General features: G+C 71.1%; 21 protein-coding genes and 2 pseudogenes. 13 read left to right on the forward strand and 10 right to left on the reverse strand.

Annotation, left to right across the window (positions count from 1 at the left end):
• Positions 1–654: 654 nt before the first annotated feature.
• From ACIOJE_RS22430 to ACIOJE_RS22440, 3 genes and pseudogenes are all read left to right on the forward strand, one after another.
• Positions 655–1323 (forward strand): annotated as a pseudogene (locus ACIOJE_RS22430) (ice-binding family protein); the annotation flags it as partial.
• A gap of 697 nt (positions 1324–2020) precedes the next feature.
• A complete protein-coding gene (locus ACIOJE_RS22435) occupies positions 2021–2515 on the forward strand; it encodes a hypothetical protein (protein WP_400778478.1) in 495 nt (164 codons plus the stop codon).
• 327 nt (positions 2516–2842) lie between these two features.
• Complete coding sequence (locus ACIOJE_RS22440; RefSeq protein WP_280673949.1) at positions 2843–2995, forward strand: thiamine biosynthesis protein ThiC; 153 nt, start codon at positions 2843–2845, stop codon at positions 2993–2995.
• A 206-nt stretch (positions 2996–3201) separates the two neighbouring features.
• Here the strand turns inward: ACIOJE_RS22440 and ACIOJE_RS22445 are convergent, their stop codons facing one another.
• Positions 3202–4818: a Mu transposase domain-containing protein gene (locus tag ACIOJE_RS22445; RefSeq protein WP_400778190.1), complete on the reverse strand. Its 1617-nt coding sequence runs from the start codon at positions 4816–4818 to the stop codon at positions 3202–3204.
• A gap of 72 nt (positions 4819–4890) precedes the next feature.
• Here ACIOJE_RS22445 and ACIOJE_RS22450 point away from each other — a divergent pair, with 72 nt between their 5' ends.
• The 3 genes from ACIOJE_RS22450 (at position 4891) to ACIOJE_RS22460 (ending at position 6817) form a co-directional block, all read left to right on the forward strand.
• Complete coding sequence (locus ACIOJE_RS22450; protein ID WP_280673950.1) at positions 4891–5148, forward strand: hypothetical protein; 258 nt, start codon at positions 4891–4893, stop codon at positions 5146–5148.
• An 88-nt stretch (positions 5149–5236) separates the two neighbouring features.
• The gene (locus tag ACIOJE_RS22455; protein WP_400778193.1) at positions 5237–6010 is read left to right on the forward strand and encodes a DUF2637 domain-containing protein; all 774 of its coding nucleotides are present in this window, start codon (positions 5237–5239) and stop codon (positions 6008–6010) included.
• A gap of 303 nt (positions 6011–6313) precedes the next feature.
• Positions 6314–6817, forward strand: a complete 504-nt coding sequence (locus tag ACIOJE_RS22460) for a hypothetical protein (protein WP_400778195.1) — start codon at positions 6314–6316, stop codon at positions 6815–6817.
• Here the strand turns inward: ACIOJE_RS22460 and ACIOJE_RS22465 are convergent.
• The 3 genes from ACIOJE_RS22465 to ACIOJE_RS22475 form a co-directional block, all read right to left on the reverse strand.
• Positions 6810–7685, reverse strand: a complete 876-nt coding sequence (locus ACIOJE_RS22465; RefSeq protein WP_400778197.1) for a hypothetical protein — start codon at positions 7683–7685, stop codon at positions 6810–6812. The two genes, ACIOJE_RS22460 and ACIOJE_RS22465, sit on opposite strands and share 8 nt — an antisense overlap.
• Positions 7686–7925: 240 nt before the next feature.
• Complete coding sequence (locus tag ACIOJE_RS22470) at positions 7926–9212, reverse strand: metallophosphoesterase (protein ID WP_400778200.1); 1287 nt, start codon at positions 9210–9212, stop codon at positions 7926–7928.
• Positions 9213–9326: 114 nt separating this feature from the next.
• Positions 9327–10484: a LacI family DNA-binding transcriptional regulator gene (locus ACIOJE_RS22475; RefSeq protein WP_078879728.1), complete on the reverse strand. Its 1158-nt coding sequence runs from the start codon at positions 10482–10484 to the stop codon at positions 9327–9329.
• 439 nt (positions 10485–10923) lie between these two features.
• Here ACIOJE_RS22475 and hisC point away from each other — a divergent pair, with 439 nt between their 5' ends.
• The 5 genes from hisC to ACIOJE_RS22500 all read left to right on the forward strand — a co-directional run bounded on the left by hisC (position 10924) and on the right by ACIOJE_RS22500 (position 16322).
• Entirely contained in the window at positions 10924–12006 is a 1083-nt protein-coding gene (gene hisC / locus ACIOJE_RS22480) for a histidinol-phosphate transaminase (protein ID WP_280673954.1), read from the forward strand.
• A gap of 263 nt (positions 12007–12269) precedes the next feature.
• The gene (locus ACIOJE_RS22485; RefSeq protein WP_400778203.1) at positions 12270–13652 is read left to right on the forward strand and encodes an efflux RND transporter periplasmic adaptor subunit; all 1383 of its coding nucleotides are present in this window, start codon (positions 12270–12272) and stop codon (positions 13650–13652) included.
• Positions 13653–13654: 2 nt separating this feature from the next.
• The gene (locus ACIOJE_RS22490) at positions 13655–14458 is read left to right on the forward strand and encodes an ABC transporter ATP-binding protein (protein ID WP_280673956.1); all 804 of its coding nucleotides are present in this window, start codon (positions 13655–13657) and stop codon (positions 14456–14458) included.
• A complete protein-coding gene (locus tag ACIOJE_RS22495; RefSeq protein WP_280673957.1) occupies positions 14455–15666 on the forward strand; it encodes an ABC transporter permease in 1212 nt (403 codons plus the stop codon). The genes ACIOJE_RS22490 and ACIOJE_RS22495 overlap by 4 nt, the downstream gene beginning before the upstream one ends.
• Before the next feature lie 8 nt (positions 15667–15674).
• Positions 15675–16322, forward strand: a complete 648-nt coding sequence (locus tag ACIOJE_RS22500; RefSeq protein ID WP_400778207.1) for a hypothetical protein — start codon at positions 15675–15677, stop codon at positions 16320–16322.
• A 64-nt stretch (positions 16323–16386) separates the two neighbouring features.
• Here the strand turns inward: ACIOJE_RS22500 and ACIOJE_RS22505 are convergent, their stop codons facing one another.
• From ACIOJE_RS22505 to ACIOJE_RS22515, 3 genes are read right to left on the reverse strand one after another with little or no spacing between them, the layout of a single operon-like run.
• Positions 16387–16512, reverse strand: a complete 126-nt coding sequence (locus ACIOJE_RS22505; RefSeq protein ID WP_400778209.1) for a hypothetical protein — start codon at positions 16510–16512, stop codon at positions 16387–16389.
• Complete coding sequence (locus tag ACIOJE_RS22510; RefSeq protein WP_400778211.1) at positions 16506–16763, reverse strand: hypothetical protein; 258 nt, start codon at positions 16761–16763, stop codon at positions 16506–16508. Before ACIOJE_RS22510 ends, ACIOJE_RS22505 begins: the two co-directional genes overlap by 7 nt.
• A complete protein-coding gene (locus ACIOJE_RS22515) occupies positions 16760–17122 on the reverse strand; it encodes an ATP-binding protein (RefSeq protein ID WP_280673961.1) in 363 nt (120 codons plus the stop codon). Before ACIOJE_RS22515 ends, ACIOJE_RS22510 begins: the two co-directional genes overlap by 4 nt.
• Before the next feature lie 186 nt (positions 17123–17308).
• On the opposite strand from ACIOJE_RS22515, the gene ACIOJE_RS22520 reads away from it, so the two are divergent.
• Together ACIOJE_RS22520 and ACIOJE_RS22525 are read left to right on the forward strand one after the other, a co-directional pair.
• Positions 17309–18169 carry a helix-turn-helix transcriptional regulator gene (locus tag ACIOJE_RS22520; protein ID WP_280673962.1) on the forward strand — a complete coding sequence of 287 codons (861 nt, stop codon included), beginning with the start codon at positions 17309–17311 and terminating at the stop codon, positions 18167–18169.
• Positions 18162–18362, forward strand: coding sequence for a DUF397 domain-containing protein (locus ACIOJE_RS22525; protein WP_400664991.1), 201 nt, complete (start codon positions 18162–18164; stop codon positions 18360–18362). Before ACIOJE_RS22520 ends, ACIOJE_RS22525 begins: the two co-directional genes overlap by 8 nt.
• Before the next feature lie 55 nt (positions 18363–18417).
• Here ACIOJE_RS22525 and ACIOJE_RS22530 read toward each other — a convergent pair whose 3' ends face one another.
• The 3 genes and pseudogenes from ACIOJE_RS22530 to ACIOJE_RS22540 all read right to left on the reverse strand — a co-directional run.
• A complete protein-coding gene (locus ACIOJE_RS22530; protein WP_400778215.1) occupies positions 18418–20484 on the reverse strand; it encodes a transglycosylase domain-containing protein in 2067 nt (688 codons plus the stop codon).
• 849 nt (positions 20485–21333) lie between these two features.
• Positions 21334–22026, reverse strand: coding sequence for a DUF1062 domain-containing protein (locus ACIOJE_RS22535; RefSeq protein ID WP_400778218.1), 693 nt, complete (start codon positions 22024–22026; stop codon positions 21334–21336).
• A gap of 428 nt (positions 22027–22454) precedes the next feature.
• Positions 22455–22625: pseudogene (locus ACIOJE_RS22540) on the reverse strand (helix-turn-helix transcriptional regulator); the annotation flags it as partial.
• Positions 22626–22694: the final 69 nt, after the last annotated feature.

A 22694-nucleotide genomic window follows, 5' to 3' on the forward strand; every position in this document is an offset into this window, starting at 1 on the left:
TGCGGGCTCTCTCAATAGATCAGGCAGGCAGCGGATCAGCCGATGCCGCTTGATGAAGATCAGTCAGAAGATCCGCGACGAGCGCGGCGACGGCTCCACCGTGGTGGCCACCGAGTTCGATGCCGAGGCCGTGGCCGGCATGCGGGCCATGTCCGAGGAGTTCAAGGCCCAGGAGGTCGGGTCCACCTCCCGCTCGCCGACTGGCGGCAGGTGCCGAGGGCGATGGGCTGGGATCCCGGAAGGGGTGTCCGGCGCAGCGCCGCCGGGACGTGGCCAAGAGGAAAAACGTTACTGCTGTGGCGCCGGTGACGGCCTGGGCAGCCGGCGGCGGACGGCGGACGCGGAGGGAACCCGGCATTCGGCATGCAGGCGAACGACATGCTGGAGCGGGGGAAATTCCGCGATCGGCGCTGGTGCGTCACTCCGTTGCATCTTTACCAGGCTCTTCTTTTTATGTTGTCGTAGCACGGTGTAGCAAGTCGGTGACTCTCCATCACTTCGCCTGGCTGGCAGTCGCTTTTCGTGGCCCCTCCGGCGCGAGTGCGAGGGCGTGTTGCCGGACCGGGAACTCACCAGCGGTGCTCTGAATCCCCTCTTCGGGTGACGGAGTTCAGTGGCGACAAGAAAGGTCTTTGTCCTATGGCAGTCGATGCCATGTTGTCCGCCCCACCAGGACGAGGGCGTAAACGCTCTCGACTCGCGGGGGCGTCCGTCCTGCTGTCCGGATTGACGTTGCTTGCGTCGGCCGGTCTGGTCACGAGTCCCGCGCATGCCGCAGCGGCACCAGTGGGGCTGGGGACCGACACCAGCTATGCGGTCCTGGCGGGCTCAACCGTCACCAACACCGGCTCCAGCACCATCAACGGCGACCTGGGGCTCTTCCCGGGCACCAGCGTCACGGGCTTTCCGCCCGGAGCCGTGAACGGGGTCCAGCACGTCAACGACGCGCAGGCTGGGCAGGCCCAGTCCGACCTGGTCATCGCCTACAACGACGCCGCCGGTCGGGCCCCCACGGCCATCCTGACCTCTCCCGGCGACATCGGCGGACTGACGCTGACGCCCGGCGTCTACAAGGCGAGCTCGTCGCTGAACCTCACCGGGACCGTCACGCTCGACGCCATGGGCGACCCGAACGCCGTCTTCATCTTCCAGATCGGCTCCACCTTGATCACGGCTCCGTCGAGCGTCGTCAGCCTGGTCAACGGAGCACAGCCCTGCAATGTGTTCTGGCAGGTGGGTAGCTCCGCCACCATCGACGTCAACTCCTTCTTCAAGGGCAACATCCTGGCCCTCACGTCCATCAGTGTGAACCACGCCTCGGTGATCGAAGGTCGCGCCCTGGCGCGCAACGGCGCCGTCACGCTCGACGACAACACCATCACGCGGGCGGCCTGCACCGTCGGCCCGCCTGGACCGAGTGGGCCTGCCGGCCCTCCTGGTGCACCTGGTCCTAATGGTGCGCCTGGTCCTAACGGTGCTCCGGGCGCTCCGGGTGCCCCCGGTCCCAACGGCGCACCTGGTCCTAACGGTGCTCCGGGTGCTCCGGGTGCTCCCGGTCCGAACGGCGCTCCGGGTGCTCCTGGCGTCCCCGGTGCTCCTGGTCCTAATGGTGCGCCTGGTGCTAACGGTTTGCCGGGCGCTCCGGGTGCCCCCGGTCCGAACGGCGCCCCGGGTGCCCCCGGTTCTAATGGTGCGCCTGGTCCTAACGGTTCGCCGGGCGCTCCGGGTGTTCCCGGCCCGAACGGCGCACCGGGTGCTCCTGGCGCCAATGGCTTGCCCGGTGCCAACGGTTCGCCCGGGGCAAACGGTTCGCCCGGGGCAAACGGCTTGCCCGGTGCCAACGGTTCGCCCGGTGCCAACGGTTCGCCCGGGGCAAACGGCTTGCCCGGTGCCAACGGTTCGCCCGGTGCCAACGGTTCGCCCGGTGCAAACGGTTCGCCCGGTGCAAACGGTTCGCCCGGCGCCAATGGCTCGCCCGGTGCAAACGGTTCGCCCGGTGCAAACGGTTCGCCCGGTGCCAATGGCTCGCCCGGTGCAAACGGTTCGCCCGGGCCTGCCGGGCCCGCCGGCCCTGCTGGCCCTCCTGGCCCCGCCGGTCCGGCAGGGCCGCCCCAGCATCCAGGCGGTCACGGCGGTCACGGCGGTCACGGCGGTCATGAGCACGGTGGTCATGAGCAAGGTGGCCATGAGCACGGCGGTCATGAGCAAGGTGGCCATGAGCACGGCGGTCATGAGCAAGGTGGCCATGAGCAAGGTGGCCATGAGCAAGGTGGCCATGAGCAAGGTGGCCATGAGCAGGGCGGTCATGAGCAAGGTGGCCATGAGCAAGGTGATCACGGCAACGGCCAGGGCAACCACGGCAACGGCCAGGGCGGTCACGAGCAGGGTGGACCGGCCGGACATCCGAAGGAGGCCGGGCAGGCACTCGCCGCCACTGGCTCCGGCACATCGATTGGCATGGCGGTTGGTTCGGCGGCCGCCATCGCCCTGGGAGGCGCGGTCCTCATCCTCGTGAGGCGTAGCGGACGAGCCGCAGCCCGCCGCCGGCACTAGCCCTCGCAGGGATGAGCGTCGAGCGTCCCGAGCGGGTCCACTTCCCGCCGCCGGACTGACGTGTCAGCTGACGGGCGCTGTTCCGCAAGGCTGTTCAGGCCTCTCGGAACAGCGCTCCGTCGGCTCGTTCGAGCATCATCCATCAGTCCGCCACCAGTGATGTCTCCGTCGGGCGCACCGATCGCCCCCATGCGCGGCCTGAAGTGCCCAACTTGACCAGGCAGCCGCAGACTCGGTGTCGATAGCGCGGGCGAGGCGGACTATCCCGGTTCGGTTCATGCTCTGTTCGATGAAGATCAGTCAGAAGATCCGCGACGAGCACGGCGACGGCTCGACGGCCGTCTCCAGCGGCTTCGACGCCGAGGCGCTGGCCGGGATGCAGGCCAAGTCCGAGGAGTTCGCGGAGCGAGGCAACCGGGTCTACCTCCCGCTCGCTGACTGATCACTGCCGCACGACGGGGTGCTGTCGTGGGATGCCCGAGATCCCCGGAGAACACCCCGTCGCGTCCTTCGGGGCTTCTCTGCCGGTGCGGTGCTCCTTCAGAGCCGGGGAAGTTCGGCCCGCCGACGTGGCTCGGCGTGCAGTGGGCGGTCGGGCCGTACACCGTCTACGACGTCGCCACCGCCGGTGAAGCGCGCGACGGTCGTTCAGCTTCCAGCGTTGTCGGCCGGGCGGTCCCGTTGGGCAGGCACCCGCGGCGTCGCGGTGTTCGGCTCCTCGCCGGGCCGGCGGGTGGGCGGGACTCCGAGCCGGGCGCGCAACGCGTCGGCTTCGACCAGGGCCTGCGGGGACGGCGGACGCGGTGTGTTCCGTCGGCAGAACGGGGCGTCGGTGGACGCCGGTGTCGGGTGCCGCTCCAGTACGGCGATGGCGCTGCTGGGATCGACGACCGTCAGCCCGGCCCCCGCCGGGGCGAGCAGGCAGCGGGCGATGACGGCTCCGGCGGGTGTGGCGACGGACAGGTGGGGCTGGTCGAGGCGCTGGTGGACCTCCACCGGGGCGCCGGCCAGGTGGTCCGGGATGGCGTAGAAGTTGCCGCGGAAGGGCACCAGGCCCTGGGCGGTGACGGTACGGCGGGCGCGGACGCGGACCGGGTAGGGCGTGGCGGGCAGCTCCCGAAGTGCTCTGGTGCCTGTGTGCGGGCCGCCGACCGCAGGGTGTGCGTCGTCGGTGTTCCCGCCCCGGGTGTTCAGGCGCGCGGTGAACCGGCCCAGGCTGTGCCAGGCGTCCTGGAGGGTGCTGTCGTTCGTCACCGCGCGCCACCAGGCGCGGAGTGCCTCGTCCAGGGCCCGGCGCGTGTACGAACGGTGGTCGGTCGGCAGGCGACACTCGACGCGCACGCCGTAGTGTCTGGCCACCTGCCCGAACGCCGGTGTCACCCGGTCGGTCCGCGGGCACCACACGGTCGGCGTCCGGCCGAACCGCCAGCACCCGGCGGTACCGCCGAGCCGTCTCAGCACGAGGTCGACGGCTTCCACGAGGTGGGGCAGTTCCTGGTCCTCCGCCAGCGCCACTGACCAACGGCCGATGCCGTTGCCGACGCCCGTGCCGGTGAGCGAGCCCAGTAGCAGGCACGCCCGGTTGCCGTAGCCCCAACTCGCCGGCGGCTCGGGAAGCCGCAGCCAGTCGAACTCGACGGCCACCTCGCTCCGTTCGGAAGGGGATCGGCTGCTCGCGGCCGTAGCCGCATCCTGGCACTGCTCGCAGCGCGGCCGGGCCTGGTGTCTCCGCAGGGCCCGGGTGAGGGTCGAATAGGCGCCCGCATAGCCGAGGTCGACGATCTCGTCGAAGAGGACGGTCGCGGCAAGGTGCGGGTCCTCCGCAAGGCGCTGGCGGCAGTACGGCAGGAACTGGAGGAAGTCGTCCTGGGAAGAAATTCGGATGCCCGGGGTCCGGTCGCCGTGAAGGTAGGACCTCACCGTTTTCCGATCACGCCCGAGGTGTCGGGAGATCCTGATTATCGACCATCCTTGGCGATGAAGCCTAACCGCTTCCAGATATTCCTTCCAGCTGAGCAAGAAGCCTCCCAGGGTCGAAGTCGGTCCGGCGCAAGTCGATGAATATGCCAAGGGCAAGCTGGAAACATAGCACCTCACAAAGAGGAGAAACGTTTCTCTTGTCATGGTTTTACGTGGGGATTTTCGGAGAGCAGCGTCGATGGCGAGTATAGAATTACCTTCGCTCTGCCTATGTGGGTGCGTTCTGTGGTCGACGGAAAAAGATTCACCCCTCGCGCCTCCCCCCTGGGTAATTTTGTGGAGCATCTCCGGTATCGAATATGGAACGACGCCCGGATGTCGTAAGAACCGAACCCGCCGCTTCTCGTTGATGAACCCGTGACTTCACCATGCCTGCCCTACGCCTCGTCACCTCCCGTGCGGGAGCCGGTCGCCCCGCTCGGGACATGGCTCTTCGTCCCCGACCGCCGGAACGCCGTGGGTGACGTGTCCACCGGCTACCTGTCGCGCAACGGCGAGCGCGTCGTCCTGTCGTACACCTCGCGCCCGTTGGCCGACCTCGTACGGAAGATCAGCCAGTTGGAGAGCGACTTCGCCACGCGGATCGGCTCCCTGCTCTTCTCGGACGAATCATGACGCCGCCGGTCGCCCCGAGATCCCCGGCACGGGCCCGGGCCGGGGACCGGATCAGGCCGCAGCCAGGCGACCGCGTGGGGAGCATGCCGTGTACGACCGTGTGACCGGGCTTCTCGGCCCGTACGGGGACCGTGGCTACGGCGAGCCGGATGGCGAGGCATGGACCACGCCCCGTGACCGGGTCCGCGAGGCGACCCGTCCGGCGGACGACTGGTACGACGGCGGCTTCGCCCATGACCTCGGCCTCGCGTGCGGCGAGGCGCAGGCGTTCAACTCCATCGTCACATCGGCCGGCAATTGGGAGGACGAGACGGCGTTCGTGCCGCCTCCGCGAGCACCGGTCGACCCGTCCGGCCCGCCCGGGGCCGGCCGACCGGTCGGCCCGTCGGCCTCTCGGCATCGCCGGCGGTCTGCTCTTCCCCGACCGGCCTGGCCCCACCTGATCAGCTCCGTGTTCGGCGCACTGACGGCGGTGACGGTGACCGCGGCCTGCGTACTGGGCTGGGTGTTCTCCTACGGCCCCTTGCAGGAACTGGCGTTCTCAAGCGTGCCGCACGGACTGTCGCAGTTGTGGCCGGTGGTCGTTTACGGACCGTGGCTCGCGGGTTGTCTGTCGGTCCTGCGCGCCGTCCAGCACGGACGTCAGCCGTTCCACTCGTGGGTCGTCGTCGTGCTCTTCGCCGGCCTCGCGGCCGGACTGTGCGTCGCCGGCGCCTCCTGGACGCTGTCCGCCGTCGTCGTCGCCGGGCTGCCCCCGATCACCGGCGTCGTCTCCCTCCATCAACTGGTGCGCCAACTCACCGCCGCCCGGGGCGCGCGCCAAGGTCTCGACCGTCAGGCCGGGCACCGGGCGCGCCGGTGAACCGTCCCAGTGGTGCCTTCGCCGAAGTTCTGCTCGATGAAGATCCGCGACGAGCACCGGCGACGGCTCGACGGCCGTCGCCGGTGCTCCGGCCTGCCGGGGCGGCGGGGCGGCGGGGCGAGGGGGATGGTGGGCGCACCCGGATCGGGGGTCGGGGCGACCCCCGGACGCGATGGGGTTCAGCGGGCGGCCCGACGTAGCACCGGGGTATGAGGGTGGATCCGGCTCTGCGGTGTGACGACCGGTCGGGCGGTGGCGAGCGAGGGTGGCTCCAACAGCCGAACGAGGGTGAGGAACCCGAAGATGTCCGCGATCCGCCGTCAGACCGCCACTGCTGCCCGAGCCCTCCTGGCCCTGCCGACCGGCGCGGTGGGAGCGGCGTTGGTGGTGGCCGGGCAGCCCGGGCGGGCCTCCCGGTGGCAGGCGCGGGTGTCCGGCGGCCGGGGCTGGACCGGCGGCCGGGTGCTGGGCCGGGCGGTGCTCGGGCTGCCGCTGGACGCGGCGGCGTTCCTGCTGGTGGGGTACGCGCTGTTCAACTCGGTGCGGAACTTCGGCTACCCGCTCTGGTACCTGGGCACCGACTACCACCACGCCTGGGGTGGCCCGACCATGGCCGGGGTGTGGGCCGTGCACGCGGCCGGCTGGGGTCTCTGCCTGTACCTGCTGCTGCGCTGGCCGGTGCGGTGGCTGGCGCGCGGTCAGCAGGCGCTGGCCGAACGGCTGTTGGCCGAGCGTCCGCTGGGCGAAGGGCTGCTGGCCGAGCGGCTGTCGGCCGGTCGGCCGACGGCGGCCCCGGTGCTCAGGTGACGTCGTCGGGGCTGGTGAAGGACGGGGAGCTGTAGCCGGGGCCGGTGAAGTCGGGGGTGGTGAAGGCGGCCGGGCGCGGCTCGTGGCCTTCGGGGCCGGTCGGGCCGTCGGGGCCGGGGCTGGTGAAGGACGGGGAGCTGTAACCGGGCCCGCTGAAGTCGGGGCTGCTGAAGTCGGGCCCGCTGAAATCCGGGCTGCTGAAGTCCGGTCCGGCTCGCCCGGCGCCGGGGACGGCGGGCAGGTTGGCGTGCAGGTAGGGGAGCAGCCCGCGGTCGCGCAGCGCGGCGCGCCACTCGCGGTGGGCGTCCGCGAGTTCGGCGGCGAGTTCGGGGTCGGTGCCGGCCGGGGCGGCGGCGCCGTCGCGTATGGCGGTGAGGACGAGCCCGATGATGCCGACGGCCATCGCGGCGACCCCGGCGGCGAGCGCGGCCCAGCCGGCGGTGACGAGGGAGCGGGCGAGGGTGAGGTCGGGGTTGGCGGCGCGCAGCAGGTAACCGAGGAGCAGCAGGACCAGGGCGGCGGTCCAGGCGAGGATCGGGGTGAGCACGGTGAGGACGGGGAAGAGCCCGGCGCCGCCGTTGGCGGAGCGCAGCTGGGTGAGCAGCCCGGGGGCGATCGGCTCGGTGCCTTCGGGCGGCGGGGGTGTGGCGCGCAGGCTCTCGCGCAGCCGGGTGTAGTGGAGGTACTCGGTGGTGGCCGCGACGGCGATGGCGTCGGCGTCGCGCAGGGCGCGGATGCGCAGCTGGTCGGCGGTGAGCGCGCCGGGGGCGCGCAGGGCGGTGAGGATGGTGCGGTCGCGCAGGGCTTCGGCGAGGAGTCGCTCGTATTCCGGGCGGTCCTCGGCGAGCAGCGGCGGGGGGTTGGTCATGGGGACCCCGTTCGTGCGGACCCCGTTCGCTCCGCCCCAGGGGGCCGCTGGACCCTCAGGGACGCCGAAACGGGCGCGGAGGCGGGCCGCCGGACGGGCGGCCGGGTGTGGTGTGCCTCATGGTAGGGGCGGGCGTGGCCGTGCTGACAGTCGGTTTCCGGAATTTCGCGCCCCGGACCGCGCGCGTGCGGCGGCCCGGGCGCCGGGAACATCCGTTCGGTGCGGGCCCCGGGTGGGGCCTCAGTTGACGGGCAGTCGGGCGACGAGCAGGCGCCCTTCCATGGTGACGCCGCCGTCCATGGCCACCGCGAGGTCGTCCGCGTAGACGTAGGGGCCGGGGATGTGCGGCGGCACGCCGTCGTCGGCGTGCACCGCGCCGGTCAGGTACGGGATGGGGCTGTGCCCGTGCACGACCCGGGTTCCGCCGTAGGTGTCGAGCAGCTCGTGGACGGCCGTCGGGCCGGCGTCGCCGCGGAAGGCGAAGCGCTTGGTGAAGCGGCGGAAGCAGTCCCACCACTCGTCCACGCCCTCGTCGGCGAGCAGGCCGTGGACGGCGTCGTTGACGTCGGGGATGGACTCGCCGTACTCCAGGTACGCGGTGGTGTCGGAGTGCAGCAGCAGGTGGCCGTCCTCCAGCGCGATGGCGGGCAGCCGGGAGAGCCAGCTGATGTGGTGCGCCTCCAGGCGGTCCAGGTCGTGCTGCTGGCCGCCGTTGAGCCGCCAGGCGGCGAGGAAGGAGGCGGTGCCGGCGGTGGACTGGACGGGTTCGTCGCCGTACCTGGCGGCGCCGAGGAAGAGGAGTTCGTGATTGCCCATCAGGGCGCGGCAGTAGCCGCCGGCGGCGGCGGCTTCGGCGGCGAGCTGCATCACGAGGTCGATGACGCCGATGCCGTCGGGGCCGCGGTCGGTGAAGTCGCCGAGGAACCAGATCCGGGAGCGGCCGGCGGACCAGTGGCCGTCGGCGTCGATCAGGCCCTGGTGGCGCAGCTCGGCGCGCAGCTCCTCCAGGTAGCCGTGCACGTCGCCGACGACGTAGAGCGGGCCGGGGGGCTCGCCGGGGCCGGGGGCCGGGTACGGGTAGGTGGGTGCGGCGGGATCGGGCAGCGGCGGGCCGAGTTCGATGGTCGGCGGGTCGTCGCGGCCGGGGACCTGGAGGGCGGGGGAGGGCTGGTCGGGCAGGGTCGGCTCGTAGCCGGGGTGGTCCTGCTGAGCGAACTCCTGGGCGTGCACGGGGTGGTCCTGCTGAGAGAACTCCGGGGCATGCACGGGGTGGTCCTGGTGGGGGAACTCCTGGCCCTGTTCCGGGGCGTGCACGGTGTGGCCCTGGCCGTCGGAGGGCCAGTGTTGTTCCAGGTAGCGGGCGCCGCCGTAGCCGCTGTAGGTCTCCGCCTCGTACGGCGCGCCGCCGTAGCCGGGGGCGGACTCCGGTTCGTAGTAGGTGCCGTAGGGCAGCACGTCGAGGTCCGGCTGGTGGCGGGGGCCTGAGTCGGGGTGTTCAGGCCCGGGGAAGCGGTCCTCGGGTGTCATTCGCCCATCATAGGAAGACCACTCTCCCGGCGTCGTCACCTGGTGGGTATCCAATCCTCCGGAGCGTCAGCCGGGCCGTCCCGCAAGGTCCGTTTTGTCCCGGCTCGGTATGGTCTAGACCTCGCCCGGGGGCCGGGGAGGGCTGACGGTGGTGCGCGGGCTCCGGCGCTGGGAGGACGCGCGGACGATCAGTTCGGTCGGCATCAGGGTGCCCGGCGGCGGGCCGGTGCCGGCGGTGCGGAAGCGCGGCGGGAAGAGCCGGGCGATGTCGACGCCCGTCCCGGAGTCGACGCCCTCGATGGCGTCGATGAGCAGGTTGACCACGGTGGTGCCGATCCGCCGGGGCTTGAGGGAGAGCGTGGTGATCGGCGGCTCGGTGGTGGCGTAGACGTCGCTCTCGCTGCAGCAGACCAGCAGCAGGTCGTCGGGGACCCGCAGGCCGTAGCGGCGGGCGGCGGCGAGCAGGTCGGTGCCGTTGGGGTCGAACAGGCCGTAGACGGCGTCGGGCCGGTCGGGGCGGGCGAGCAGCCGGTCGGCGGCGACGGCGCCGGCGGCCGGGTCGTGCGCGGGGTAGGTCTCGTAGACCGGCTCCTGGCCGACCTTGGCGCACCAGCCGAGGTAGGCCTCGGTGGAGAGCCGGGTGTAGGTGTCGGTGCTGGTGCCGGTGAGCAGGCCGATCCGGCGGGCGCCGGCCTCGGAGAGGTGGTCGAGGATGCCGAGCACGGCGGCCTCGTGGTCGTTGTCGACCCAGGCGGTGACCGGGCAGTTGCCCGGCTTGCCGTCGCTGACGACCGGGACGCCGGACCGGTACAGCTCGCTGACCAGCGGGTCCTGGTCGGGCGGGTCGATCACCACGGTGCCGTCCAGGGCGATGTTGCCCCAGACGTCGTGGCGGGAGGAGGCGGGCAGCACCACCAGCGCATAGCCGCGGCCGAGGGCGGCGCTGGTGGCGGCCCGGGCCATCTCGGCGAAGTACGCGAACTCGGTGAAGGTGAACGGTTCCTCGCCGTAGGTCGTGACGGTCAGCCCGATCAGGCCGGACCGTCCGGTGCGCAGGGTGCGGGCGGCTGCCGAGGGGCGGTAGCCGAGGCGCTCGGCGACCTCGCGCACCCGGCTGCGGGTCTCGTCGGGCAGGCGGCCCTTTCCGTTCAGTGCGTCGGAGACGGTGGTGATCGACACTCCGGCGGCTGCTGCCACATCCCGGATGCCGGCCCGCTCCAGACGCCGTGAGGTGGTGGGACGCCGACCGCTCTGGTTGGCTGCTGCTGTCATGGCGGACCGATCGTATGGCTCCTGACAAGGGTCTGTGACCGGCGCATCGGGAGCCCTTGGAGATACGTTTCTCCAAGAGTGAGCCGGGGTGCGCCCCTTCGATACCCGCACGAAACCAGCCTTCTTACCTCTGACATGTGCCAAAGGAACCCGGCAGAATGGCTGATCTGCACTCGTCACCCGACCGGGTATCTCACCCCTACGGGTGAGGGTGGTCGGTATCGTTCAAGGCACCCGACCGGGGTGGTCCGGGCGCGTTCCGAGAGTCCGGGCACGGTGGCGATCCCACGGGTGGCGGGGCGATCGCACCAGAGCATCGCATCGGGCACTGGAGCATCGCATCGGGGCACCGCACCGGGGCATCGGCACCGGAGCATCGGTACCGGGGCATCGGCACCGGAGCACCGCACCGGAGAGAGCATCGAGAAGGAGTAGGACCGTGACTGGTACTGGTACGTCAGCGCAGGGCCCGCGGCTGCGGCCGAACCTGGACGGCATCCCCACCTACAAGCCCGGCAAGCCGGCCGGCGCCGACGCCTACAAGCTGTCCTCCAACGAGAACCCCTACGACCCGCTGCCCGGCGTGCTGGAGGCGGCGGTCGCCGCGGCCGGCTCGCTCAACCGCTACCCGGACATGGCGGTCGGCGAGTTGACCGAGGTGCTGGCCGAGCGCTTCGGCGTGCCCGTCGAGCACATCGCCACCGGCACCGGCTCGGTCGGCGTCGCCCAGTCGCTGATCCTCGCCACGGCCGGCCCCGGCGACGAGGTGGTCTTCGCCTGGCGCTCCTTCGAGGCGTACCCGATCATCACCCAGGTCGCCGGCGCCACCCCCGTCCCGGTGCCGATCACCGAGGCGGGCGACCACGACCTGGACGCGATGCTCGCCGCGATCACCCCGAGGACCCGGCTGGTCTTCGTCTGCAACCCCAACAACCCCACCGGCAACGTGATCCACCGCGCCGAGCTGGAGCGCTTCCTGGACGCCGTCCCGGCCGATGTCCTGGTGGTCGTCGACGAGGCGTACATCGAGTTCATCCGCGACCCCGAGGTGCCCAACGGCGTCGACCTCTACCGGAACCGCCCGAACGTCTGCGTGCTGCGCACCTTCTCCAAGGCGTACGGCCTCGCGGGCATGCGGGTCGGCTTCGCGATCGCGCACGAGCCGGTGGCGAACGCGCTGCGCAAGACCGCCGTCCCGTTCGGCGTCAACCAGCTCGCCCAGAACGCCGCCGTCGCCTCGCTGCGCGCCGAGCAGGCGCTGCTGGAGCGGGTGGACGCGCTGGTCGAGGAGCGCGCCCGGGTGGTGGCCGGGCTGCGCGCCCAGGGTTGGGAGATCCCGGACTCGCAGGCCAACTTCGTCTGGCTGGGCCTCGGCGAGCGCTCCCAGGAGTTCGCCGCCGCGTGCGCCGAGGCCGGGGTGATCGTCCGGCCGTTCCCGGAGGGCGTCCGGATCTCGATCGGCGAGGCCGAGGGCAACTCGATCTTCCTCTCGGTGGCCGAGGCGTTCCGCAAGACGCTCTGACCCCTCCCGTTTCCGCCGGGGCGCACCGTTCGCGGTGCGCCCCGGAGGCGTTTCCGGGGTCTTCGGTGGTGGGGCCCGGGGTGCTGCCGGATGGCTGGGGATCCCTGGGAGCCCGCTGGGAGTTCGGCCAACGACTGCCCACGGCGCGGCCAAGGTGCCCGCGTGAACGGGGCGGTATATCCGGAATGCCCGGATCCGCTCGGTCAGTCTTCTCCCAGCCCGCGCCCAGGGCTCCGCAAGAGCGCCCAGGAAAGCTGTCCGGCATGAAGGTGCTCCCGCGACGGCGAGGCGTCGTCCTCGTCAACTCCGCGCTCGGCGTGGCTCTCCTGGGCGGTGCCGCCCTGGTGTACGCCACCGTGAACGGCGGCACCAGTGCCGCCGCAGGCAAGACCCCGGTCCGGACCGCGACCGTGGCCAAGGGAACGGTCCTGGCCACCGTGTCCGGAACCGGCACCCTGGTCTCACCGACCGACGCGGCCCAGGACTTCGCCACCGGCGGCCGGCTCACCTCGGTCAAGGTCGCGGTCGGGGACGCCGTGAAGAAGGGCCAGGTGCTCGCCACCGTCGACACCACGGCCGCCCAACAGCAGGTGGACGCCGCCCAGGCGGCCCTCACCACGGCCAACGCCAACCTCACCAAGGCCCAGGCCGGCGTCACCACCACGACCACCGAGCCGCTGCCGGGTGCGACCTCCGGCGCCGGCGGCAACGGCGGTGGTGGGGAACGCGGAGCGGGCGCGAACAGCACGCCCGCTCCGCAGACCACCACCATCACCACCACCAAGGTCGACGACGCGGCCGTCGCCCAGGCCCAGCAGCAGGTCGCCACCGCGCAGACCACCCTCGCCAACGCCCAGGCGGCGCTGACCGGCACCACCCTGACCGCCTCGGTGGACGGCACCGTCGCGGCCGTCTCGGCGAAGGTCGGCGACACCGTCGGCAGCGGCGGCTCGTCCGGCTCCTCCGGCTCCACCGGGACGGCCGCCAAGTCGAGCACCGGCAGCACCGGTTCGAGCGGTACGCCGAGCGGCTTCATCGTGCTGACCAACCCGACCGGGATGCAGGTCACCGCCAACTTCTCCGAGCTGGACTCGCTCAAGCTCAAGAAGGGCGAGGCGGCCACCGTCACCCTGAACGCGCAGTCCGACACCAAGCTCAACGCCACCGTCCTGTCGGTCAGTTCGCTGCCCAGCAGCAGCGGCGGCAGCGCCGGATCGACGGCCGTCCAGTACGCCGCCACGCTGCAACTCGGCGGCGACACCAGCACGCTGCGCACCGGCCTCAGCGCCACCGTCCAGGTGATCACCGGCGAGGCGGACAGCGCGCTCTCGCTGCCCACCTCCGCGCTCTCCGGCACCGGCACCAGCCGCACCGCGACCGTGGTGCACCCGGACGGCTCCAGCGAGCGGGTCACCGTCGGGGTCGGCGTCGAGGGCGACAGCACGGTGCAGGTGCTCTCCGGGCTGAAGGAGGGCGACAAGGTCGAACTCCCCACCACCAGCGGCGGCAACGGCTTCCCGAACGCCTCCTTCCCGGGCCTCGGCGGCGCGGGCGGCGGCCGGGGCGGCGGGGCCGGCGGCGGCCTGGCGGGCGTCGGCGGCGGTGGCAACGGCGGCGGCGGGGCCGGCCGGGGCGGTAAGGGCTGAGCATGCGTCACGTCATCGACAAGCGCGTCCCGGCGGCGCCCCCGCCGGTCATCCAGCTGCGCCGGATCACCAAGGCGTACGGGCACGGCGACGCCGTCGTGCACGCGCTGCACGGCCCGGAGGACCCGGCCACCGGCGGCCCGCTCGGCGTCAGCCTGGACATCGAGCAGGGCGACTTCGTCGCGGTGATGGGCAGCTCCGGCTCCGGGAAGTCCACCCTGATGAACATCCTCGGCTGCCTGGACGTCCCGACCGCCGGCCGCTACCTGCTGGACGGCATCGACGTCGGCCACCTCGACGAGGGACAGCTCGCGTTGGTCCGCAACCGCAAGATCGGCTTCGTCTTCCAGTCCTTCAACCTGATCCCGCGCACCACCGCGCTCGCCCAGGTCGAGCTGCCGCTCGCCTACGCGGGCGTCCGGGCCGCCGAACGACGCCGCCGGGCCCTGGCCGCGCTCTCGCTGGTCGGCCTCGCCGAGCGCGCCGGGCACCGGCCCAACCAGCTCTCCGGCGGCCAGCAGCAGCGCGTCGCGGTGGCCCGGGCGCTGGTCACCGCGCCCGCGATGCTGCTCGCCGACGAACCGACCGGCAACCTGGACAGCCGCTCCACCGAGGAGGTGCTCGACCTCGTCGACGCGCTCAACGCCACCGGCCGCACGGTCGTCCTGATCACCCACGAGGACGAGGTCGCGCGGCACGCCAAGCGGGTGCTGCGGCTGGTCGACGGCCGGATCGTCGACGACGTCCGGCAGGCCCCGGTGGACGGGCCGCCGCCGCTGCTGCGCGACCTGGGGGTGACGGCGTGATCCTCTGGCAGATGCTCCGCTTCGCGGCCGGCGGCCTGGCCGCCAACAAGGTGCGCTCGGCGCTCACCATGCTCGGGGTGCTGATCGGCGTCGCCTCGGTGATCCTGCTGCTGGCCGTCGGCAACGGCTCCTCGGTCGCGGTCAAGGAGTCGATCACCTCGCTCGGCACCAACTCGCTCACCGTCAGCGCCGGTTCGGCGTACGGCGGGGCGCGCGGCGCCGGCTCGGCGAAGAAGCTCACGGTCGCCGACGCCAAGGCGCTGGCCGCCGACACCGACTCGACCGCGATCAGGTCGGTCGCCCCGGTGGTCACCACCAGCGGCACCGCGTTGTACGGGGACATCTCGTACAGCCCCGGCTCGATCGTCGGCACCTACCCGGCGTACTTCGAGACCGCCAACCAGAAGGTCGCGCACGGCGAGTACTTCACCGACGACGACGTGCTCGGCTCGCGCAAGGTCGCGGTGCTCGGCGCCACCACCGCCAAGCAGTTGTTCGCCACCGAGGACCCGGTCGGCAAGCGGATCGTCCTCGGCGGGACCCCGTTCACCGTGGTCGGCGTGCTGGAGGCCAAGGGCGGGACGGGCTTCACCGACCCCGACGACGTGGTGATCGCCCCGCTGCCCACCGTGCAGAACGTGTTCACCGGGTTCGGCCCGGTCAACCAGATCCTGGTGCAGGCCAACTCGGCCGACACCACGACCGCGGCCCAGGCGGAGGTCACCCGGGTGCTGCTCGGCACCCACGCGATCACCGACCCGACCAAGGCCGACTTCCGGATCACCAACCAGGCCTCGCTGCTCACCGCCCGGGAGAGCACCACCAAGACCTTCACGGTGCTGCTCGGCGCGGTCGCGGCGATCTCGCTGCTGGTCGGCGGGATCGGCATCACCAACATCATGCTGGTCACGGTCACCGAGCGGACCAGGGAGATCGGCATCCGCAAGGCGCTCGGCGCCCCGCGCGCGGTGATCCTCGGGCAGTTCCTGACCGAGTCCACCCTGCTCTCGGTGCTCGGCGCCGGGCTGGGGGTGGCCGTCGGGATCGCCGGCTCGCACTTCAGCATCGTCGGCATCAAGCCGGTGGTGATCCCCGAGTCCGTGCTCGGCGCGTTCGGCATCGCCGTCGCCATCGGGCTGTTCTTCGGCAGCTACCCCGCCAACCGGGCCGCCTCGCTGCGGCCGATCGACGCCCTCCGGCACGAGTAGGACCTTCCATGAGTCAAGAGATCGCGACGGTCAGCAGCCCGGCCGAGCAGGTCGCGCTGCTCGCCACCCCGCCGGACGCCCGGGACGTCACCGCCGAACTGGCCGCGCCGCCGCGCCGCAAGCTGCCGTGGCTCTCGCTGGTCCTGGCCGGCGGTGTGATCGCCACGGGCGCGTTCGCGGGCGGCGTCTGGTACCAGCAGGGGCAGGGCTCCAGCGGGAAGTCCTCCCGGCCTGCGGCAGCTGCTGCCGCCGGTGCTGCTCAGCGTCCCGCCTCCGGGTACGGGCAGGGCGGCGGCGGGCAGAACGGCTCGCGCCGGGGAGGCGGTCAGGGGCAGGGCGGTGCTCAGGGCCAGGGCGGCCAGCCCGGCTTCACCCGGGGCACGGTCAAGGCCGTCGACGGCAGCACCGTCTACCTCACCGATGCCAACGGCAACACCGTCAAGGTCACCACCGGCGACGCGACGAAGGTCCAGCTCAACAAGGACGGCAAGGTCACCGACCTGCAGCCCGGCCAGAGCGTGACCGTCGTCGGCACCCCCGACGCCAACGGCGGCTACGCGGCCAGTCAGCTCGTCGAAGGCGCGGCCGCTGGCGGTGGCGGGTTCGGTGGCGGCTTCGGCGGTGCGGGCGGCGCCAGGAACTCGTCCGGAGGCTGACCCCGCAGCCCCGGACGCCCGCGAGGCCCTCGCCCATCCCTGGGGCGAGGGCCTTCGCATGTGCTCAGCGCTGTTCGTCGCGGTCGTCGGGGCGCGGCATCCTGAGCGTCGCGATCACACCGAGGGCCACGATGACGATCGCGAGCGCGAGGAGGGTGACGAGGGCCGCGCCGACGAGGAAGTTCAGCACTCCCACGCCTCGTTCCGTTCCGCGTCGCGGAGCAGGTGGAGGAGGTTCAGCAGAGTGCTCACGGGGGCGTTGCCGAAGTCGACGAGGATGCGGCCGTCGAGGGTGGTCTCGTGGGGGAAGGCGGAACCCCAGAGGAGGCCGTAGGAGCGTCCGCGCCGGTGCACTTCGCCGAGCAGGGCGATGAGTTGGGGCTGGGTGTAGTCGCGCATCCGGGGGTCGTCCGGCGCGATGGGTTCGCGGGCGGTGCTCACGCGGCGGAGTCCAGCTCATACCAGACGATTTTGCCGCGCTTCTGGGGGTCCACGCCCCAGCGGTGGGTGAGGCCTTCGATGAGCTGGAGGCCTCGGCCGGTCTCGGCGGTGCCGGCGGGGGTCTGCTCCTGGGGGATCGCGTCGTTCTCGTCCGAGACGCAGACCCGGAGGGTGCAGCCGAGGAGGGAGAAGTAGACGACGGGCGCGGGGGTGGCGCCGTGGCGCCAGGCGTTGACGAGCAGCTCGGAGAGGGCGAGTTCGGCGTTGAAGATGGTCTCGGGGTCCCAGCCGGAGCGGGTCAGGGCGTCCCGGAGGGCCTGTCGGGTGAGGGTGAGCGAGGGGGTGTTGCGGGTGCACACGGGAACCTCCATGAGGCGGCGGTGTGGAGAGATCAGTCGTCTACTGCCCAGGGAACAGGCAGTTCTGACGATCCGTCGGATCGATCTGTGACCGACCATAGCGCATCCGCTCTTAAAGTTAATTCGAATGTGGGAAGGTTCCTCCTTCAGTGGGACACTGGCTCCTGGACTTGCAGAGAGGACGCCATGGCCCTTCGAACCCCAACCCTCCGTCAGCGCCGTCTTGGCACCGAACTGCGGAGGATGCGAGAGCAAGCTGGCTTCGGTGGCAGCCACCTCGCCCGGTTGCTCGGGGTGACGCCTGCCCTGGTGACCCAGATGGAGAACGGGAAGTCCGCTGTCGCCCCGGAGCGCCTGCGCGAGATCGCGGCGGCCTGCATGTGTGCCAACGAACCCTTGATCGGTGCGCTCGAAGCCATGACCAGGGAGCGGGAGACCGGCTGGTGGGAGGAGTACAGCCGCAACCTGACCACCGACCTGCTTGATGTGGCCGCGATCGAGGCCCATGCCCGGCGGATTTCCACCTTCTCGCTTACCTTCATGCCTGGGCTGCTTCAGACGCCTGCCTATGCGGCTTCAGTATTCGCTCGGGCGATCCCGCCACTTCCGCGCTCTGACGTTGACCTCCGGTTGGCCTTCCGTCTGCGGAGGCAGCAGATCATCCGGGCAGGTGGGACGCCCTACACGGCGTTCATCCATGAAGCCGCACTACGCATGCAGTTCAGCGGGCCGGAGGCGCTTGCCGAACAGCTCGGTGTCCTCATCGACGACTCCGAGAGCCCGGGGATCTCAGTCCGAGTCGTGCCGTTCAGCATCGAGTCGTTGCCCGGCCCCAGCGAGAACTTCGTCTACACGGAGGGCCCGGTTCCCGAGTTGGACACCGTGCAGATCGACATCAGCTTTGGGTGCCCACTCTTCGACGCTCCCTCCGACCTGGCAAGTTACCGCGAGATCCTCGTCCGCATGGGGTCCGTAGCCCTCTCGGAAGAGGACTCGCGAGACTTCATCCGATCCATCAAGAAGGAGATAGAGGGCAATCATGAATAGCCCCGCATGGCAGAAGTCCAGTTACTCCGGCTCAAGCAACGCATGCGTCGAGGTACGTACTGTCGCCGGGCTGATCGAACTCCGCGAGTCCGACGAGGGCGACGTCATCGTCCGCACCACTGCCCGCAAGTTCTCCGCGTTCCTCCAGGGCGCGAAGGCCGGCGAGTTCGACCACCTCCTCCCCGGCGCGTAGCGAATCGTTCCGGCGGCCCCTTGCTGTTCGCAAGGGGCCGCCGGTGTGACCGCTGTCAGTGCTGCTGGGCGTTCGGGTCGGCCGGGGGCGTGGCTCCGCCGGTCTGGTTGGCGTTGGGGTCGGTCTTGGGGGCCGGGTCGGGGATGTCGGCCATCGGCAGGGACTGCTTGGGCGTGCCGCGCAGGGCCTGGTTCATGGCGTCCCGCCAGATCGGTCCGGGGCCGTCGGCGCCGAACACCTCGGTGTGGTACTTCCCGTTGATGGTGATGTTGCGCATCTCGACGCCGCCGTCGGGGCCGCCGAGCCAGACCGAGGTGGCGAGCTGCGGGGTGTAACCGCTGAACCAGGCGGCCCGCTTGCGATCCGAGGTGCCGGTCTTGCCGGCGATCTGCCGGTTGTCCTCCAGGCTGAGCGCCGCGCCGGTGCCGTTGTTCTCGGTCACGCCGTTCAGGACGGTGTTCATTGCCCGCGCCGTGTCGTCGGAGAACGCCTTCTCGCACTGGCCGGCCGGGACGGGGACGTCCTTGCCGTCCACGGTGGTGATCTTGTTGATGGCGATCGGGGCGCAGTGCGTGCCCTGGGCGGCGAAGGTCGCGTAGATGTTGGCCATGGTCAGCGGGCTCATCTCCTCCACACCCAGGGCCATCGCGGGGACCTCTTCCAGCGGCTTGCCGCTGGCCTTGTTGGTCACGCCAAGCTTGTTGGCCATCTGCTTGACCGCGCAGAGGCCGATCTCCTCCTCCATCTGCACGAAGTACGTGTTGACCGAGAGCGCCATCGCCTGCTTCAGCTGGTAGGGGCCCTTCTCGCTCGCGGATTCGTTGGGCACCACCGTCTTGGGCCGGGCCTGGTTCTTCCAGGTCCCCTCGCAGGTCTTCATCGTCGGGTACTCGAGCTTGTTCGGAGCCGAGTACTCCTGGGTCGCCGGCAGGCCCGCCTCCAGTGCCGCGGCCGCGACGACCGGCTTGAAGGTCGAGCCGGGCTGGAAGCCGTTGCCGCCGCCCATCGCCGCGTCGACGTTGAGGTTGACGACGGTCTGGTTCTTGTTCGTGTCCAGGCCGTACGGGCGGGTCTGGGCCATGGCGAGGATCTTGCCGGTGCCCGGCTCGACCATGGTGGCGGCGGCCGAGACGCTGTCGGTGGTCCGCACGTTGGTGCTCACCGCGTTCTGGGCGGCGGCCTGCTTGTCCGGGTCGAGGGTGGTGTAGATGTTCAGGCCGCCCTGGTCCCAGAACTTCTTGCGGTCGGCGGCGTTCTGGCCGAAGGCCGGGTCCTGCTTGACCACGCGCCGGACGTAGTCGCAGAAGAAGCCCATGCCGGCCTGGGCGGTGATGCAACCGTTCTGCGGGGCCTTGAAGTTGAGGCCCAGCGGGGCGGCCTTCGCCTCCTTGGCCTGGTCCGCGGTGATGTGCTTGTTCTCGACCATCTTGTCGATGACGGTGTCCCGGCGCTTCTGCGCGGCCTGCGGGTGCAGCTTCGGGTCGTACTGGGACGGGTTCTGCACCAACCCGGCCAGGGTGGCGGCCTCGGGGACGGTCAGGTCCTTGTTGCTCTTGCTGAAGTAGCGCTGGGAGGCGGCCTCCACGCCGTAGGCGCCGTTCCCGTAGTACGTGATGTTGAGGTAGTTGGTGAGGATCTGGTCCTTCGACAGGTCCTCCTCCAGCTTGATCGCGACCTTGAGCTCCTGGATCTTGCGGCCCAGGGTCTTGCGCTGCGCCTCCAGGACGGCGGCCTGGTCCTCGCCGGCCTTCTCGACGTTGACGTTCTTCACGTACTGCTGGGTCAGCGTCGAGGCGCCCTGTGAGGCGGTGCCGCTCTCGGCGTTCTTGCCGATCGCGCGGACCACGCCCTTGAGGTCGACGGCGCCGTGCTCGTAGAACCGGGCGTCCTCGATGTCGACCTGCGCCTGGCGCATCAGCGGGGACATCTGCTCGGCGGGTATCACCGTGCGGTCCCGCTCGTACACCTTGGCGATCAGGCCGCCCTTGGCGTCGAAGATCTGCGTCGCCTGGGTGAGCGGCGGGGTCTTGAAGTCGTTGGGGATGTCCTCGAAGCCCTCCGCCGTGCCCTTGGCGGTCAGCCCGATGCCGCCGACGGCGGGCAGGGCGAGGCCTGCCAGCATGACTCCGGACACCACACTCACACCCAGGAACGTCGCACCGAAGCGGGCCAGCCGAAGCGGCCCATTGCGGGCCGGGCGGGGAGCCGCGCTATCGGAGGAATTCCATATCGGAGGGAGGTTCGATTCCATCTCGGAATGCTAGCCCTCGCACCCCGGGGGGCGAACGATTTTTCGTGCGAGGCTGTCACGGCTGTGCAACAGATGCCGGAATTCGACTCCAGCACGTCAAATCGCATACGCACCAAATGAACGCAATAAAGAATTCGGGCCACCTGCTGTTGATTCGGCTCCCCCGGTGGCGTGGCCCGGGCGACTCCGCCGACGGTGACCGCGCGCATCCGTGGCTCCGCCCCCCGACGCCCCCCTCTCGCGACCCTGACACCTCTTTGATGCCGTGAGCGGGCCGAAAGGTTGCGTACGGCTTGGACCCCCGAACCCGCCCCGCCCGGCCCGCCGTCCACCCGCCCCCTCGCCCTGCCCCGCCCTGCCGGTGACGGCGCCCGTCCTGATCGGGAGCCACGGCGCCGGCGGAGCCCCCCTCGGTACAGGAAGTCGGCCGGCCCGACTTCCTGCACCGAAGCCACCCGGGAACCCGGCGGCCCATCGCACTCCGCAAGGGGCCGCCGACAACCATGCGTGACCTGCGTCGATGGCGACGATCCTGCCGTCGGGCGTGGGGACGCTCGGGGTGCCGGTCACGCTCCGATCATCGCCTGCCGCCACCGTTGCGGCACCCCGGACTGCGTCGTCGGAGGAGGCTGGACCTACCACGCGGGAGCCCGCCGCGCGGCTCACGAACGGCGAGTCCGTGAGCCGCGCGCGGGTACCGCCCCGCACCGAGCCTTCGGCCTACGCCCCGGACACCGCGCGCGACAGGCGCAGCGGCGCCTCGACGGCGTCGGCGGCGCCGAGTTCGCGCACCGCCTCCCGCCGCGTCGCCGCGACCGGAGCCGCGAGCTGAGCCAGGGTCGCCGCCGGGGCGTGGACCGTCAGCTCGAAGTCGCGGCGCGTCTTGGCGTCCGGGGCGAGCGGCAGGCGGATGCGGCCGTCCGCGACCATCCGGCGGACCCGGCTGCGGCTGAGGCCGAGGCCGGACATGAGCAGGCGTTCGACCCGGACCGGGACCGGCAGCTCGAAGCTCACCAGCACCGTCAGCGGGGTCGGATCGTCGATCGCGTGGAGCGGCGTGCGTGCCTCCAGCTCCCAGGTGCCGCTCCAGTCCAGGCTGTAGCCGTTCTTGGCGGCGAGCGACGCACTCATCGTCAGTTCCCGCACCACGGCGAGGTCGTTGTTCTCGTACGCCTCCCTGCGGGCGGGTTCCAGCGACGACGTGTGGACGCGCTCGTGGACGGGCACCTTCGACGTCCGGTCGCAGCCCGCGCAGCTGAGCAGCAGCCAGACGTCGAGGAGCTTGCCGTTGGCGTTTACACGGATCTTGCCCGAGGGCCGGTGCCGCGTGCTGGAGCAGTCCGGGCAGCTGCGGACGACGGTGGGCAGCGCGGACTGGCGCACGGCCCAGCGGGCCTTGCGTTCGGTATGCATGGTGGTCTGTTTCCTGGTTCAGCAGGAACGCGCGCAGGCCGGATCGGCTGGATCGGCCGGGGCTCCTGGGATCTGACGAGTGCTCACGAGGGCGCGTGTCATCGCCTCGGGGCGGGTGGCCGCATGGCGGGCGTCCCGAGGTCGATCGCGCAACAGGTCGTGTCTCTCCGTGGCAACTCGCGACAGCGCGTCTCATCGCCTCGGGACATGGCCGCATGGCCACATGGCCGAGCGCCGAGGGCGGTCGATCGCGTGAGCGCGCGTGTCGTCGCCTCAGCGCGCGGCCGGTGGCCCGGCGCAGAGGTCGATCGCGTAGGGGTGAGTTGCTACGTGGCAGTCGTCAGCACAGGTACATGCCGCACATCGTGATCTGGGCCGCGCTCCCTCGCAACCGGTTTTTTTAGACCAAGGCCGTCAGACCAACGCCGTCAGACCAGCGCCGCCAGTTCCCCGCGCAAGCCGACGCCGAGCTTCGGATAGGCCTTGTAGAGGTGGTAGCCGACCGTTCGCGAGCTCAGGAAGAGCTGGGCGGCGATGTCCCGGTTGGACATCCCCTGGGCGGCGAAGCGGACGATCTGCGTCTCCTGGGGCGTCAGGCCGGCGTAGTGCTCTGGTGATGCACACGGCGGTCGTCACCCGCCAGGTTGGAGCGCCGGCCTTGACCAGCC

It is taken from the genome of Kitasatospora sp. NPDC087861, from assembly GCF_044742585.1.
GTDB lineage: Bacteria > Actinomycetota > Actinomycetes > Streptomycetales > Streptomycetaceae > Kitasatospora.